Genomic DNA, 12688 nt, shown 5'->3' with positions numbered 1-12688 from the left:
AGCAAAGAAACGAGCCAGCCCCGCCGGTGCCCGTCACTCTGTCACCACCCATAGGCCCGTGTCTCAGACTCTGTCATTGACGCGAAGAAAGCCGAGGCCGCCTTGAGGATCTCATTCGCCCGGCGCAGCTCGGCGTTCTCGGCCCGCAGCCGCTTGATCTCCGCGGCCTCCTCCGAAGTCACCCCGGGACGCTGGCCGGCGTCGACCTCGGCCTTACGGACCCACGTCCGCACCGTCTCAGCGGAACCGATGCCCAGCTTCGCAGCGACCGCCTTCATCGCGGCCCACTCAGTTGGGTAGTTGGGGCGGACCTCCGCGACCATGCGCACCGCACGCTCACGCAGCTCGGCAGGATAAGGGGACGGACGGGCCATGACTCGATCCTCTCAGGGAATCGAGCCTCCATCAGACCCGGAGCGGTTCACGCACCGCCGCATCGTAGGGGTGGGGGCTTGCCCGGGATGCGGGGAAGTGGCGCGCGGCTGGGCGTTGGCCGGTTCAGGGTGAGGGGGCCAGGGAGGCCGGGAAGACGGCGTCGGGCCCGAAGCGGGTGCGGGCGGCGTCGGCCGCCTGCTCTATCCTGCGTGTTTTGTCACCACTTTCCGGCCTGTGAGTACCGGTGCCGAAGCTACTGTCCGTCTGTGGGACACCTGCTGGGTGATCCGTCACCGAGAAGGTAACGCCCGCCCAGTGCTCCAGGCACCGGTGAAGCAGTTTCACGGCGTGAGATCGGCGGTGAGCGGCCCGCCGTCCAGGCGGCGCAGGGTGCAGTAGGCGTAGTGCTCGCTGCCGCTGACCCAGCTGGTCTTGTCTGGGCCGAGCACGGTTGAACCCAGGTGGGTGGGAAGGCCGGGGTCGAGCTTCTCACGCTCCTGGGCGCAGGCTGTGCCGGTGCGGATGACGGCGACTGCCCAGCTGCCCGCGTACGTCGGCCGGGGCAGCTCGTCGACCCGGCGGACCTGGCCCTGGTGCGGTTGGGAGCAGCCGACGACGGACCAGCCGAGGTGTTTGTCGAGATCGGCGTCGGTGACCACGGCGTTACCGGTGTAGTTGACGCACTGCCCGACCGCGAGCCTGGGCGGGGTGGTGGGCCGTGGCGGAGCGGACGCGCCGCGGACGGCTTGTGCGTCCTCTCGGTCGCCGAGCCAGGACATTCCCAGGTACGCGGCCACCAGGATCGCGAAGGCCGTGCTCAGCGCGAGGGCGGTCCGGCGAGTCAGGTGGGTCCGGACGCGGGCCCAGGCGGCTTCGTTCGAGTGGCCGGCGATGTGGTGCAGTCGGGCTGCGACGGCCGCCGCGTCGTGTGGGCGGTCGGCGGGCCGGGGCGCGAGCAGGCCTTCACTTTCCTTCAGCTTCCATTCGTTGGGAGGCAGCACATCAGGCACCGCCCACAGCGCCGGGGGGGGGAGGGGCAACTCCCGGTCGGTTGCCGGTGGTTGGGATGGCGCGACTTCGTCTGCGTCCAGGCACGGGCCGTGGCGAGGTGCTTTCCCTCGCGCCGATGCCACGAAGCGGCGCAACTGCCCTCCTAACGGATTCCGTTGGCCACCGCCTGCCGCGCGGCCCATGCCAAGCCGTCCGTCCACGGTTCGCCGTGGCCCGGCAGCACGGTGGCGAGCTCGTGTTCGGCGATCTTCTCCAGCGAGGCCAGCGCAGCCTGGCTGTCCTGAGTGAAGGCCCGGCAGATGACGCACGGTCCGACCCGGCCGGCCACGAAATCGTGAGTGACCAGGGCGTCGCCGGTGAAGGCGATCGAGGCCTCCGGGAAGAAGTAGCTGGAACTGCCGGCAACGCCGGAAGGGCGAGCGGTTGCCGCTCGGGGGACGCGGGTACTGCGTTGAAGCGCGGTGTGAGAAGTCAGCGCCGGCTGAGACCTGGCGGGTCTCACTCGCAGACAGTCAGCGACGACCAGCGTGAGCAGCCCGAGAACCGGTCACACCATCCCTTTGACGTGCGGCTTCAAGTTGGCGGAGGCTCATTGTCCGAAACTCCTCTGCTGCTCACGAGCCACGCTGTGAGCCGTGCGTCGTCGGGGCCACTCTTACGCTGCATTGCAAAGCGGCGAGGTAGACGTGCGAGTGTCCGCCCGGGTCAAGCCTCACGGAGCCGTCGCGCATCCGTGCCGTGCCGAGGTCGACGGTCTCTCCGTTCGCGGCGTCATGGAGCTCAAGCGGGCACTCGCCCGCGCCGTTGAAGTCCAGAACCTTCACGAGGAGGACTCCTGGTGCCTCGAAGGCGTCGGTGTCGCCCAGTCCGTATTGCTGGCTGAAAGGCAGTGCCAGCTGCCCGGGCCCGGGGCGGCTGACGACCTCACATGCCGCATTGTTTGCTTCCCAGTGGAAATGCCCCGAGGCCTGCATCTGGAACGATTCCGTTCCGTAGTTGTGCAGCGTTTGCCGTCTACGGCTCTCCGTGTTGGTCAGAGTGACTCTGCAGCCGTTGTCCTGGCCCTCGATCTTGTCACTGACGACGAGCCGCCACGGTGAGGCCGCGGTGAGGTCTCCGGACGCCGAGTCCGGGTTTCCCGCCTTCCGGGAAGCCTTGGCCCTGACGTCCTTGCTGACGTTGCCGTGCACGAACTCGGCTGCCACCGTAACGGCGAGAGCGAGGGCCAGGGCGGCCCCCACAGCAGACAGGACCACGCTGCGGCGAGGCCGTTCGCGGCGACCGGCCGGGACCGAGTCACCCTTCGCCGGCCTGGACGGTCGCAGAGAGGATGACGGTGCCGCACCGGCGGCGGATGTGCCCGCCTCGGGTGTGCACGGTGACAGCGTAGGGCGCTGGCCCGGGCTTGGTTGCGCAGGCGTGCCCTGGCCCGTGGCCCGTGCTGCCACTGGTGCCGTCTCCCGCTGCCGGTCAGCCGCTGCCCGCTCCAGCTCGTCGCGCATGGCCTCGGCGGTCGGAAAGCGGTGCGCCGGGTCCTTGCGCAGTGCGCGGGCCACCAGTGTGTCAAGAGAGGGGGTGATCGCCGGGTTGATGCTGGACGGTGTGGGAGGCGGCTGCCGCACATGCTGGTAGGCGATCGAGAGGGCGTTGTCCGCGAGGAAGGGGGGTCTGCCGGTGAGCAGTTCGAACACCATGCAGCCAACGGAGTACAGGTCGGAGCGCGGGTCGACACTCTTTCCCAGTGCCTGCTCCGGCGCAAGGTAGTGTGCGGTGCCGACCATCATGCCTGTGGCGGTCAGGGAGGTGACGCCCGACTGCAGCACGCGGGCGATGCCGAAGTCCATGACCTTCACCAGGCCGCCGGAGCTGACCATCACGTTGCTCGGCTTGATGTCGCGGTGCACCAGCCCCTGCTCGTGGGCTGCGGCGAGTGCTGAGAGCACCTGGGTGGTGATCTTGACGGCTTGCTCGGGGAGGATCGCCCCGTGTCGCTCGATCTCTTCACACAGTATCGCGCTGAGCGGCCGGCCCTCGACGTACTCCATGACGATGTAGGGCATCGGAGTACCGTCACCGGCGACGTCCTCACCGCTGTCGTGGACGGCGACCACGTTGATGTGGCTGAGCCTGGCCACCGCCCGCGCCTCCCGGCGGAAGCGCTCCCGGGCGGAGGACTCCAAGCCCAGCCGGCCGTGGAGAATCTTCACCGCCACCGGTCGGTCCAACACGGTGTCGTGCGCCAGGTGGACAGTTGCCATCCCGCCCTTGCCCACAGGCCGCCGAAGGACGTATCTGCCGCGACCCACCGCGTGCAATTCCGTGCCGACGTCACCCGTGGTCCCGTCCGCGCCCATCGTCGCCTCCATCCCCCTTGGCTGCCCCTCCACCTCAGACAGGCACAGGTCAGCAGACCCATTGCGCCTCCCCGGCCTGATCAGGCCGGGGACAGAGTATCGGCACCCAACCGGCGGTTGCCGGGGCGGCCGGGTCTCCGTTCCCCGGCCCGGCCACCGACGAGGCCACGGCGGTTAGGGTCTGCGCCACGACGCAGATGTTCGACGTCCGGAAAGGCCTGGAGCATGTCCGCGCGGACCGCGACGCCGCATGGCAGTTCGTCCGCGACTTCACGCACGCATGGGTAGAGCCGCTCACAGACGGCGACGGCTTCACCGAGGAGGACCTTGCAGCAGCGGAGGAACGTCTCGGCGTAAGCCTGCCGAGCGCCCTCGGCGAGATGTACCGGCTGCTAGGGCGGCGCCGGGATCTGACGAGCAACCACGATCGGCTGCTGCACCCGGACCAGCTCTACTGCCGGATTTAACGAACTACCGCTATGAAGGAATTCGGGGTGCGACGGGCCATCTCGTACCACCATCGACCGCGCGGCGAACCCCGCGCGGGATTCTCAGGCGTCCCCGGGGAGCAGGTGCTGGCCGACCTGACGGAAGGCCCACGAGCCATGGGTGTGGGTGAAGACCCACACCAGGTCGAAGCGGTTCGGCCACGCCGCGGGCGCGCCGCTGTGCGACGCGCCGAGGGCATTGACGATGGCCGGGATGCGCGAGTGCTCCCAGCAGATCAGGACCGGTTGGGAAGCGGAGAGCGCGGCCTCGGCCAGTGCGGCTTCCTGGGACTCGGCATGGGTGGTGTCCAGGGTGATGCCCATGTGCCGGGCGAGCGGTGTGACGGTCTGCCGCATCCGGTGGGCGCCCGCGAGCGGGCCCTGGTCCGCAGCGGCGTAGATGGTCCGCGGACGCACGATGCCGGGTTTGAGGGGCCGGCCTTTGGGCGGGTCGAACAGCGCCGGCAATGCCCTGGCCCGCTCCCAGCCGCGCCGGGTGAGGGACTTGGCGTCCGGACGGCCGTTCTCGTCGATGCCGGATGCGTTCCGGCCCGGCTTCTCCCCGTGTCGGATGATCATAATGGTGGTGTTGTCGGCGACCGGGACCCTGGTAGCCGGTGCGTCGGCGGGCTCGGATGCGGCTTCGCGCGCGTGCTTGCCGCCGCAGCCCGCGAGGACCGCGGGCGCGGCCGCCGCCATCGCGGCCAATGCCCCACGCCGACTGATCATCGCGCGACCGACGCCGCTACCGCCCGGCGTCCGCGCAGCCCCTTGCGTCCGGCTCTCCACCATGCGAACTCCTTACCGCGATTCTCGGGCCATTGATCGTTGCGGAGCACTACAGCATCGCTTGGTGAGAATCCCTCTCATGTTGGCCGCCGTCGGAACCGGGCGTGGTGGCCGACGGTCTCTTCCCGGGAAGGGCGCGCACATCGCCCTTGAGCGCCCGAACGCGGGTGACAAACGTAGATCAAAAGCCTACGAAAGCAGGGAAATGAGGGCTGTGGAGACGTTGAGGCGGCGGCTGCCGGGTACCGCCGTATACGTGACGGCCCTGCTGCTCACCGCATGGTGGCTGAAGGGGCAACCGGCAGCGGAACGGGCCCGCTTCATGCGCCACAACAGCAGCAACGTGCACCACCTGGATGTCGGCAAGTGGTGGACCCTGTTCACGAGCGGTCTGGTGGTCGACGGTGTACCGGCCCTGGTCGGTATCGCCGCGGTGGCCGGGGTCCTGGGATGCGCCGAGTGGCGCTGGGGGACGCTGCGCGCGTGCGGAGTCTTCGTCTTCGGTCACCTCACCGCGACCCTGCTCACCGAGGGCGCCCTGTGGCTGATGCACGTCGCCCATCTGCCAGGTGTGCCCACCCGGACCCGTGACGTGGGCATCAGTTACGGTCTGGTGACGACCGCCGCCTGCCTGCTCGCCCTCACCCCCGGCCGACTCCGCCGCTATGGCCTGCCTCTGCTCGCCGCGGCGCTGACGGCCGCGCTGCTGTACGACCAGGAGCTCGCGGACGTCGGCCACCTGGCCTCCCTCGCGCTGGGCTCCCTCGCCGCCCGCACACCGTGGCTGCGCGCCCCGTCCGGTCCCCCAGTACGCACGATGCCCGTCGCACCCGATCCCGTCGGCGCCGCATCGCCGAGCGGGAGTGCCCCGATGAGGAACGAGGGCGTCGTGCGCGGGGTACGCCAGGAGCAGTCCCGAACGGCGGTGTAGGCGGTCACGTAATTCGGCTCTGGCGCTGATCTTGTGACGCGGTAGGTGTCAGTGGACATCGCCGCCGCGGCCACCGGCCCGGTGTGGATGCAGTTGTATTGGCTCAAGCGCCGTGACCTGATCCGCCGGGCCGAGGCCGCCGGTTTCCGCGCGCTGGTCCTCACCGTCGACGCGCCCAGGATGGCGTTCCGTCCGGCGGGAGGCCATCAACGGGTTCGCGGTGCCCCGGGCATCCAGGCGGTCAACGTGGCGCATGACGTGATCGCCGCCTCGCACGGCAGCCGGGACGGGGAGCCGGCCATCGCTCGGCAATCCAAGGAGCAGTTCGGCGCCTCGATCACCCGGGATGACGTCGCCTGGCTGCGCGAAGTGACCTCCCTGCCCCTGGTACTGAAGGGCGTGATCACCCGCCTTCGGCCTGCACCGCGTGGTACGCGGAGGGGCCGAAGGCGCCTTGTCGTACGGTCGTTGGGAGCGCGGCGTCAGCCGGCCTGCCCGGTCGGCCGCATGGTGATGTGGTTGATGTCCACACCCGCGGGCTGATTGACGGCGAAGACGATCGTGTCCGCGACCTGCTCGGCGGTCATCACCGGCGCCGCCTCGGGGGTGCCGCCGCGCTCGTCCCAGAACGGGGTGTCCACCACCCCGGGGGCGACGACCGTCACGCCGACCCCGTCCTTGCCGACCAGCAGCCGGGTGTTCTCGGCCAGTGCGTGGGCGGCCCACTTGGTGACCGAGTACAGGTTGCCAGGCGTGTTGCGCACCCCGGCGACCGAACCGATGATCACGATCCGGCCCTTGGACTCCCGCAGGTGTGGCAGGGTCTCCCGTACCAGCAGAGCCGGGCCCAGGACGTTGGTGAGGACCATGGCGCGCATGTCCTCGGGGGCGTGGCTCTCCAGGTTGCCGGGCAGTGAGAAACCGGCGTTGGCAATGACGTTGTCCAGTCGGCCCCACGCCTCCACCACGCGGCGCACGGCGGAGGCGACGTCGTGCGCGTCGCTGGTGTCGCCGGTGATCGTCAGCAGCCGCTCGGCCGCTCCGGCCGAAGAGGCGAAGGCGGCCAGCTTCTCCGCGTCACGTCCGGTGACGGCCACGCGGTGGCCCTGCTTGAGCAGGGCGCGGGCGGTGGCGGCGCCGATTCCGGTCGAGCCACCGGTGATCAGCGTGGCGGGTTCCATGGGACGGCCTCCTCAGCGATGTGGTCATCGGGGCTCCGCCAGGGCCCCCGATGCCGATGAACACGAGGTGGCGCGTGAGGTCGACCGACTCCGGGTCGCCGGTTCCCCGAAACGCTTGCACTATACCCAGCGATCTTCCCGCCAAGCCGGTACGCCATCGCTGGCTGGCCACGATGCCGCACGAATGGGGCCGAACTCCCGCTGCTGGCCGCCCTGTTGGGACCTGCGCGGCGCGCAGGTCCCAGGCTGCGCTCACGCTGCCGGTCTCAGTGACGGCTGAGACCATGGCTCGCGTGTTCTTCGCGGAGTTTGCAGACGTTTTTCCCTCATCTGGCTGGTGTCGTGGTGGAGTTAGTCGAGCGGACTGCGGCTGGGATGGTCACGATGCATGCCCGGGCCCGCTCGGCGGGTGCGTACTGTCCACATTGCGGTAGTGCGTCGCTCCGGGTGCATGGCCGGTACATGCGACGGCTTGCGATACCGCGGTCGGTGGCGTCAATGTGGTGATCGCGCTGCTGGTGCGGCGGTTCAAGTGCCAGAACACGGCGTGCCGGGCCGTGACGTCCGCCGAGCAGATCGCGGGGCTGACGAGTCCGCATGCCCGCTATACACCGCTAGTGCGTGAGCAGTTGACCTTGGTCGCTCTCGCGCTGGCCGGCCGTGCGGGTGCCCGTCTGGCCGGGGTGTTGGGCCTGCGCGTCGCCAAGGACACGCTGTTACGTTTGGTCCGCGCTGTACCGGAAGATCCCGTGGGTGAGATCCGCGTGCTCGGTGTCGACGATTTTGAGCTGCGTAAGGGCGACTCGTACGCCACGATCCTTGTGGACCTGGAGAGACGGCGTCCGGTGGACGTGCTGCCCGGCCGGGATGCCGAACCGCTGGCCGCATGGCTACAAGCCCATCCGGAAGTGGAGATCATTTGCCGAGACCGGGCCGGGGCCTATGCCGAGCGCGCCCGCAGCGGAGCCCCACAGGCCCAGCAGGTCGCCGATGCCTGGCATTTGTGGCACAACCTCGGCGAGGCCGTGGACAAGACCGTCGCAGCCCACCACGCCCGCGTCCGGACCGCGTTCGAGAACATTCTTCCGGCCGTGTCGCCGACCAGCGACGACGTCTGGCTGACGCCGCCGGCTCCGGCTGCCGAGACGCTCGACGTCTGCGGACGAGAACGCCAACTGGTGACCCGGACCAGGGAACGCTACACCGCCGCGCGACGGCTCTTGGACGACGGCAGCACGCTGGAGGATGTCTGCCGGACCCTGCGGCTGGACCGGTCCACCGTCCGCCGCTTCGCCCGCGCCACAGGCATCGACGAGCTGTTGGTCAAAGCGACGAACCGCTCCACCATCCTGGACGAGTACAAGCCCTAATTCGTTGGTAGCGGCACCGGCGCGGCTTCTCGGAGCACTGCCGGACTGTTCGAGTGCGGGACTGTGACGCCTTCCTGGACCCCGGCTGACGAAGCCCTCATTGGGAGAGCGGCGCATGACCCCGTACTTGTGAGCATTGGGACATGACGCCTTACGCCTTCCTGGCTTCGAGCCCTCGCGGGAGAGCGGCCCAGGTCCCCGTGCTCGTGGTGGTGGCGGTCGCGTGGACGCCGGCGGACAACCTATACAAGCGTTGGCCTGCTAGGCCTCTAGGTAGAGCGGTGACGTTCGGCGTCTTCACGGCCGCCACCACCCATGCGGGATGACTCGTTGATGTTGGTGGTACGAGCCCGCTTCACGGTGACCTCTTGACAGTCCCGAGCCGTCGAGCTCCGGGCAAGACCGAGGCCCGTGGCGCGCGCTGGTGTCACGAACGGCTTGTGAGATGTCGGACCGAAGAGTCCTGGAATTAGGGAGCCGCGTGGCCCGCATGCGCTCGTGACCAGCGCAGATACCATCGCCAAGGGGAGGAACAACTTGATCTACTGCGGTATCGACTGGGCCGAAAAGCATCACGATGTCGCTCTCGTCGACGACACCGGGCAGCTGCTGGCCAAGCGCCGCATCAGCGACGATGCGGTCGGTTACCAGCTGCTGCTGGACCCGCTTGCCGAGTACGGCGACACCGAAGAAACTCCCATCCCGATCGCGATCGAGACCAGCCGCGGACTGCTGGTTGCCGCCTTGTGGCAGGGCAAACGGAAGGTCTTCGCGGTCAACCCGATGGCCGCTGCCCGATACCGTGACCGGCACGGCGTCTCGCGCAAGAAGTCAGATCCCGGCGACGCCCTGGTCCTGGCGGACATCCTGCGGACCGAAATGCCCGTGCACCGCCCGCTGCCGGATGACACCGATCTGGCCCGGGCCATCGCTGTCCTGGCGCGTGCTCAGCAGGACGCCACCTGGAACCGGCAGCAGATCGCCAACCAGCTCCGCTCTCTGCTGCGCGAGTACTACCCCGCTGTCCTGGATGCCTTCGCCGGATGGCAGAACGGCCTGTGCCGCCCCGAACCCGCGAACTACTCAAAGTGGCGCCGACGCCGGCCCAGGCCGCGCGGCTCACCCGCGCACAGCTCCGCTCCGCCCTCAAGCGTGCCGGTCGCAGCCGCGGCATCAAAGCAGAGGCCGAGCGGCTCCGCGACATCTTCCGAGGCGACTACGCAAGCCAGCCACGGCTCGTCGAGGAAGCGCTGGGCAAGCAGGCCCTCGCCCTCCTACGTCAGTTGGAAGCCGCCTGCCTCGCGGCCGACGAACTCACCGAGGCGGTCGAGGCGTCTTTTCTCCAACACGGGGACGCGGAGGTGATCTTGAGCTTCCCCGGTGTCGATCCGCGCCGCCCGGCCCGACGGCGCCCCGATCTACGTGATCATGGACAACCTGTCCGCCCACAAGGGCACCGGCATACGCCGCTGGGCGAAGAAGAACAAGGTCGAGCTGTGCTTCACCCCAATCTACGCCTCGTGGGCGAACCCGATCGAGGCGCACTTCGGACCGCTGAGGCAGTTCACGATCGCCAGCTCCCACCACCCCAACCCCACCGTGCAAACCAGGGCCCTGCACGCCTACCTGCGCCGGCGCAACGCCAACGCCCGCCACCGCGATGTCCTGGCCGCCGAACGCAAGGAACGCGCCCGCATCCGCAGCGAGAAAGGCATCTACTGGGGAGAACGCCCCCTGACAGCCGCTGCCTGAACAAGCTGGCGAAGCTATACGGTCTCAACGCTGGGAATCCTCCTCAGGCGCCGTGATTCCAAGGTCGATACGCATGACGCGACGCATCGCCCACAGAGCGTCCCAAAGCCTTCTCATGTCCTCTTGGGCTGCATCCACGCCCTCGCCCTCCTCAGCGATGCCTGTGTCGAGCCGCTTCAGTAAGCCGTGCAGATCGCCAAACCCGCGGTTTACCGTGCTGGCCGCTGTCATCACGGCATCGGATTTGGCGCGGCAGACGCCACTCCAGCGGCCATGAGACCGACATCGTGTGACGGGACGCGGTAGTTGGAACCATGGGGGTGTGGTGGCCTTGCGATGCGGATCCCCGGGTCACGATTGTTGGAACCAAATGGTCACGCTGCTTGCAAGCTGCGGTGAATTGCCATCCATGTTGGAACCAGTAGCGGTGCGGAGCGTTGCCCCAAGCACCGGAGCGTCGGCCGGAGCGGCCGAAGCAGTCGATGAACCTGTTCGAGACGCGCGGGCGAAGCGGCCTCACCCTGGTGGCTGCGCGGGTGATGACCGCCGTGCACTTCACCAGGGCACTACGCCGGCGTCCTCGAAGAACTGGCCCGTCGGGCCGTCGTCGGGCAGGGTCGCGAGTTTGATGGCGATGGCCGCGCCCTGTTCGGGGGTGCGCACGCCCCGGAAGCCGTTGAGGTCGGTCGCGACGTAACCGGGGCAGCCGGCGTTGATCAGGATGTTCGTGCCGCTCAGCTCCCGGGCGTACTGGAGGGTGACGGCATTCAGGAACGTCTTCGACGGCGAGTACGCCACGGCCACTGGACCTGTGGTCAGCTCACCAGCGGTCCCTGACTGCCGGGTGAGGGAGCCGACACTGCTGGACATGTTCACGATCCGCGGTGAGGCAGAGCGGCGCAGCAGCGGCATCATCGCGTTGGTGACGCGGATGACGCCGATGACGTTGGTCTCCACGACCGTGCGGATGGTGGCGGGGTCGACGCGGGTGGGCTCCTGGGGCGTGCCGCCTGTGATGGCGGCGTTGTTGACGAGCACGTCGAGGCGCCCGGCCTGTTCCTCGATCAGCCGTGCGGCGGCTGTCGCGCTCTCGTCGTCGGTCACGTCCAGCGGTACGCCGAACGCGTCGACGCCAGCGGCGCGCAGTCTCTCCACCGCGGCCTTGCGACGCTGATCGTCGCGGGCGCCGACGCCGACGCCCCAGCCGAGGGCGCCCAGGCCTGCGGCGATCTCGTAGCCGATTCCCTTGTTTGCGCCGGTGACCAGCGCGATCGTTCGTTCGCTCATGGGGACCATGCTGCTCTCGGACCCCGGCGGGGGTCCAAGACCGATTGGGTGGGCAACGATACCTTCCAGGTATTGATCCGGAGTACCGTGGCCGGATGGAGACCAGGGAACTGCGCTACTTCGTGGCTGTCGCCGAAGAGTTGCACTTCGGGCGCGCCGCGCAGCGGCTCGGGATCGCACAGCCGCCTCTGTCACGAGCGATCCAGCAGCTCGAACGCCGACTCGGGGCAGCGCTGCTGGATCGGACCAGCCGCACCGTCGCGTTGACCGAAGCCGGCTCGGTGCTGCTGGCCGAGGGCCGGGCGGCCCTCGACGCGGTCGAAGCGGCCGAGCGCCGGACCCGCCGCGCCGCCCTTCCCTCGACCGGCCGTCCCGGCCTGGTCCTGGTCACGAAGGCCACCGCGTCCCGCGAACTGCTGGCGCAACTGCTGGACGCGTACGCCGCCGAACCCGGCGCGGTCCCCGTCGACGTCATCCTGTGCGGCCCGGCCGAGCAGGAACGATTTCTGCGCGAGGGCCGGGCCGACGTGGCGCTACTGCACCGGCCGTTCGACTCGACGGCCGGGTTCCACACCGAAGAACTCAGCACGGAGGGCCAGGTTGTGGTCCTGCCGGCCGGGCATCCGCTCACCGTCCGGACCCATGTGCACATGGCCGACATCACCGGGCTGCCCGGCCTGCCCCTGCCACGCTGGCCCGACCCCGACGGCACCTACCCGCCCGGCCCCGGCCCGCAGGTCCGCGACCACGCGCAGTTGTTGCAGCTCGTCGCGCTCGGCCGTGCTTGCGCGGTCTCACCGGAGTCGTGCCGAGCTCAACTGCACGGTGACCTCGCCGCCGTGCCCGTGCTGGACGCGCCGAAAGTCACCACCGTGATCGCCTGGCCGCCGCACAGTCGGTCCAGAGCCGTCGCCGACTTTGTCCGGACTGCGACCCGTCTCCGGTAGTTCCAATACGCCTGGCCAGGTTCCACCTATCGTGTCCCGGCTCATCTGTCATTTCTCTATGCCCGTCGCTCAGTCGCCAGATGGAGTGCTCACTCGCTAGCTGAAGCGCTCCTTACCTTGTGGGCGGGTTGATTCCGGTCCTTCGTACGATCGGCAGACCCAGGGGCCTGGGTGTGGCTGAAAGCGCTCATGCCGTACGTGTG

The 12688-nt window shown here is 68.9% G+C and carries 11 protein-coding genes and 4 pseudogenes; 7 read left to right on the top strand and 8 right to left on the bottom strand.

Annotated features, from left to right (window positions below; all coding sequences use genetic code 11):
• Positions 1-86: 86 nt before the first annotated feature.
• From ABT288_RS46770 to ABT288_RS46755, 4 genes and pseudogenes are all read right to left on the bottom strand, one after another.
• Positions 87-374 (bottom strand): annotated as a pseudogene (locus ABT288_RS46770) (transposase); the annotation flags it as partial.
• Between the two features lie 342 nt (positions 375-716).
• The gene (locus tag ABT288_RS46765; RefSeq protein WP_351622259.1) at positions 717-1376 is read right to left on the bottom strand and encodes a hypothetical protein; all 660 of its coding nucleotides are present in this window, start codon (positions 1374-1376) and stop codon (positions 717-719) included.
• 152 nt (positions 1377-1528) lie between these two features.
• Positions 1529-1888 (bottom strand): MBL fold metallo-hydrolase, encoded by a 360-nt coding sequence (locus ABT288_RS46760; protein WP_351622256.1) that lies wholly within the window; start codon positions 1886-1888, stop codon positions 1529-1531.
• A 112-nt stretch (positions 1889-2000) separates the two neighbouring features.
• Positions 2001-3740, bottom strand: a complete 1740-nt coding sequence (locus ABT288_RS46755) for a protein kinase domain-containing protein (RefSeq protein WP_351622253.1) — start codon at positions 3738-3740, stop codon at positions 2001-2003.
• A gap of 197 nt (positions 3741-3937) precedes the next feature.
• Here ABT288_RS46755 and ABT288_RS46750 point away from each other — a divergent pair, with 197 nt between their 5' ends.
• Positions 3938-4207: a hypothetical protein gene (locus ABT288_RS46750; RefSeq protein ID WP_351622250.1), complete on the top strand. Its 270-nt coding sequence runs from the start codon at positions 3938-3940 to the stop codon at positions 4205-4207.
• Between the two features lie 84 nt (positions 4208-4291).
• On the opposite strand, the gene ABT288_RS46745 is transcribed toward ABT288_RS46750, so the two are convergent.
• Complete coding sequence (locus ABT288_RS46745; RefSeq protein WP_351622247.1) at positions 4292-4957, bottom strand: hypothetical protein; 666 nt, start codon at positions 4955-4957, stop codon at positions 4292-4294.
• A 265-nt stretch (positions 4958-5222) separates the two neighbouring features.
• Here ABT288_RS46745 and ABT288_RS46740 point away from each other — a divergent pair, with 265 nt between their 5' ends.
• Positions 5223-5948 carry a rhomboid-like protein gene (locus ABT288_RS46740; protein WP_351622244.1) on the top strand — a complete coding sequence of 242 codons (726 nt, stop codon included), beginning with the start codon at positions 5223-5225 and terminating at the stop codon, positions 5946-5948.
• 51 nt (positions 5949-5999) lie between these two features.
• Positions 6000-6491 carry an alpha-hydroxy-acid oxidizing protein gene (locus ABT288_RS46735; RefSeq protein WP_351622241.1) on the top strand — a complete coding sequence of 164 codons (492 nt, stop codon included), beginning with the start codon at positions 6000-6002 and terminating at the stop codon, positions 6489-6491.
• Here ABT288_RS46735 and ABT288_RS46730 read toward each other — a convergent pair.
• Positions 6431-7129 (bottom strand): SDR family oxidoreductase, encoded by a 699-nt coding sequence (locus tag ABT288_RS46730; protein WP_351622239.1) that lies wholly within the window; start codon positions 7127-7129, stop codon positions 6431-6433. The two genes, ABT288_RS46735 and ABT288_RS46730, sit on opposite strands and share 61 nt — an antisense overlap.
• Before the next feature lie 488 nt (positions 7130-7617).
• Here ABT288_RS46730 and ABT288_RS46725 point away from each other — a divergent pair.
• The 3 pseudogenes from ABT288_RS46725 to ABT288_RS46715 all read left to right on the top strand — a co-directional run.
• Positions 7618-8499 (top strand): annotated as a pseudogene (locus ABT288_RS46725) (ISL3 family transposase); the annotation flags it as partial.
• A gap of 537 nt (positions 8500-9036) precedes the next feature.
• Positions 9037-9926: pseudogene (locus ABT288_RS46720) on the top strand (IS110 family transposase); the annotation flags it as partial.
• Positions 9883-10251: pseudogene (locus ABT288_RS46715) on the top strand (transposase); the annotation flags it as partial. The pseudogenes ABT288_RS46720 and ABT288_RS46715, both read left to right, overlap by 44 nt.
• Positions 10252-10275: 24 nt before the next feature.
• On the opposite strand, the gene ABT288_RS46710 reads toward ABT288_RS46715, so the two are convergent.
• Both ABT288_RS46710 and ABT288_RS46705 read right to left on the bottom strand, forming a co-directional pair.
• Positions 10276-10482 (bottom strand): hypothetical protein, encoded by a 207-nt coding sequence (locus ABT288_RS46710; protein WP_351622262.1) that lies wholly within the window; start codon positions 10480-10482, stop codon positions 10276-10278.
• Between the two features lie 324 nt (positions 10483-10806).
• Positions 10807-11538, bottom strand: a complete 732-nt coding sequence (locus tag ABT288_RS46705) for an SDR family oxidoreductase (protein ID WP_351622237.1) — start codon at positions 11536-11538, stop codon at positions 10807-10809.
• A 95-nt stretch (positions 11539-11633) separates the two neighbouring features.
• On the opposite strand from ABT288_RS46705, the gene ABT288_RS46700 reads away from it, so the two are divergent.
• The gene (locus ABT288_RS46700; protein ID WP_351622234.1) at positions 11634-12485 is read left to right on the top strand and encodes a LysR family transcriptional regulator; all 852 of its coding nucleotides are present in this window, start codon (positions 11634-11636) and stop codon (positions 12483-12485) included.
• Positions 12486-12688 lie beyond the last annotated feature (203 nt).

This window comes from Streptomyces sp. NPDC001093 (assembly GCF_040298985.1).
Taxonomy (GTDB): domain Bacteria; phylum Actinomycetota; class Actinomycetes; order Streptomycetales; family Streptomycetaceae; genus Streptomyces.
Note: the sequence above shows the minus strand (reverse complement) of the source record. Positions and strands in the feature narration are given on the sequence as shown.